The 1,895-nt window shown below is 64.9% G+C and carries 2 protein-coding genes; both read right to left on the bottom strand.

Translation table 11 applies throughout. The features are described from left to right. Nucleotides 1-87: 87 nt before the first annotated feature. Nucleotides 88-1,044 carry a tRNA 5-methoxyuridine(34)/uridine 5-oxyacetic acid(34) synthase CmoB gene (gene cmoB / locus F6S12_RS31420; RefSeq protein ID WP_015636863.1) on the bottom strand — a complete coding sequence of 319 codons (957 nt, stop codon included), beginning with the start codon at nt 1,042-1,044 and terminating at the stop codon, nt 88-90. After that, nucleotides 1,041-1,784, bottom strand: coding sequence for a carboxy-S-adenosyl-L-methionine synthase CmoA (gene cmoA, locus F6S12_RS31415; protein WP_315869823.1), 744 nt, complete (start codon nt 1,782-1,784; stop codon nt 1,041-1,043). The genes cmoB and cmoA overlap by 4 nt, the downstream gene beginning before the upstream one ends. Nucleotides 1,785-1,895 lie beyond the last annotated feature (111 nt).

The raw sequence follows: 1,895 nt of genomic DNA, 5'->3' as shown, positions 1-1,895 counted from the left end.
GAGGCCCTTGAGCCTTGCGCCGCTCTGGCGGGCGCCTTCGCTGGCAAGCGGAACGCCGCCCGGCCAGCTCCTGCGGGGGAAGGCGGGTTATTTCTTGGCGACTATCACCGCACGCATCGGCGCCGGCAGGCCTTCGATGGTCTTGCTGTGGTCGTTGGGGTCCAGGAAGTCGCTCAGGGACTGGTACTTCATCCACTCGGTGCCGCGCTGCTCCTCGACGCTGGTCACGCTGACATCCACGCACCGCACGTCGCTGAACCCGGCGCGCCGCAGCCACAGTTCCAGGGCCGGCACCGACGGCAGGAACCACACGTTGCGCATCTGCGCGTAGCGGTCTTCCGGTACCAGCACCTGATGCTGGTCGCCTTCCACCACCAGGGTTTCCAACACCAGTTCACCGCCCTTGACCAGGCAGTCCTTGAGCGCCAGCAGGTGCTCGATGGGCGAACGGCGGTGGTAGAACACCCCCATGGAAAACACCGTGTCGAAGCCTTCCAGGTTGGCCGGCAGGTCTTCGAAGGGGAAGGGCAGGTGCCACACCGAAGGCTCCGACAAGTAACGCTGCACCGCCTGGAACTGGCAGAAGAACAGCCAGTTGGGGTCGACGCCGATCACGCTGTGGGCGCCGGCGCCAAGCATGCGCCACATGTAGTAGCCATTACCGCAGCCGACATCGAGGATGCGCTTGCCCTCAAGGTCCAGGTGCGGGGCGACCCGCGACCACTTCCAGTCCGAACGCCATTCGGTGTCCACGTGCACGCCGAACAGGTCGAACGGGCCCTTGCGCCACGGCGACAGGCCCATCAGTGCGGTGCGCATCTGCGCCCGAGTGGCGTTGTCGCAGTCGGTGTCCAGGCGCAGGCCATTGATCAGGTCGATTTCGCTGGGCTGGATCTTCGGCAATGCATCCAGGGCGCTTTGCCAGCGCTCCAGGTCGCCATGGCCTTTTTCCATCTTGGCGTCGAGCTGGGCTTGCAGCCCATTGGCCCAGGTGGCCAGGGGCGTACCCGCCAGACGGCGAGCGAGGGGGGACAGATCAATCATGGCAGGGCAATCAACGAGGCAAAGTTAAGGCATTGGAACCACGGCACGACTTTCGAGAACCCGGCAGCCAGCAGGCGTTCGCGGTGTTCTTCGAGGCTGTCGGGCTTCATGACGTTTTCGATGGCACTGCGCTTCTGGGCGATTTCCAGTTCGCTGTAGCCGTTGGCGCGCTTGAAGGCGATGTGCAGGTCGGTGAGCAGGGCGTGTTCCTGGCCATCGTTGAAGCGCAGCTTCTCCGAGAGGATCAGCGCGCCACCGGGTAGCAGTGACTGGCGGATGTGCCCCAGCAGGGCCAGACGCTGCTCGGGGGCGATGAACTGCAGGGTGAAGTTCAGGGCCACCACCGAGGCCGGCTGGAATTCCAGGGCCAGGATATCGCCCTCGATCACCTGCACCGGCAGCAGTTCCTGGAACATCGAATCCTGGCCGTTGAGGTATTCCCGGCAACGTTCGACCATGGCTGCGGAGTTGTCCACCGCGATGACCCGGCAGCCATCCGTGCGCACATGGCGGCGCAGGGCCTGGGTCACTGCCCCCAGGGAAGAGCCCAGGTCGTAGAGCACGCTGTTGGGCTGGGCGAATTGCGCCGCCAGCACCCCGAGGTTCTCGACAATGGTCGGGTAACCCGGCACCGAGCGCTTGATCATGTCCGGGAACACCCGCACCACATCCTCGTTGAAGGCGAAGTCGGGCACCTGGGCCAGTGGCTGGGCGAAAAGGCGGTCGGGTTCTTTGCTCACGGCGGTTCCGGCGATGGAGATAAAAAGAGGGCGGCATTGTAGCCGCTGCCGCAGGCTGCGATAAGGCCCGCAGGGCCTTCAGGGGCGCAGGGCGACGCAAGGTGTGGTCCT

Origin of the sequence: Pseudomonas sp. JV245A (assembly GCF_032424515.1) — a bacterium.
Classification (GTDB): domain Bacteria; phylum Pseudomonadota; class Gammaproteobacteria; order Pseudomonadales; family Pseudomonadaceae; genus Aquipseudomonas; species Aquipseudomonas protegens.
Note: the sequence above shows the minus strand (reverse complement) of the source record. Positions and strands in the feature narration are given on the sequence as shown.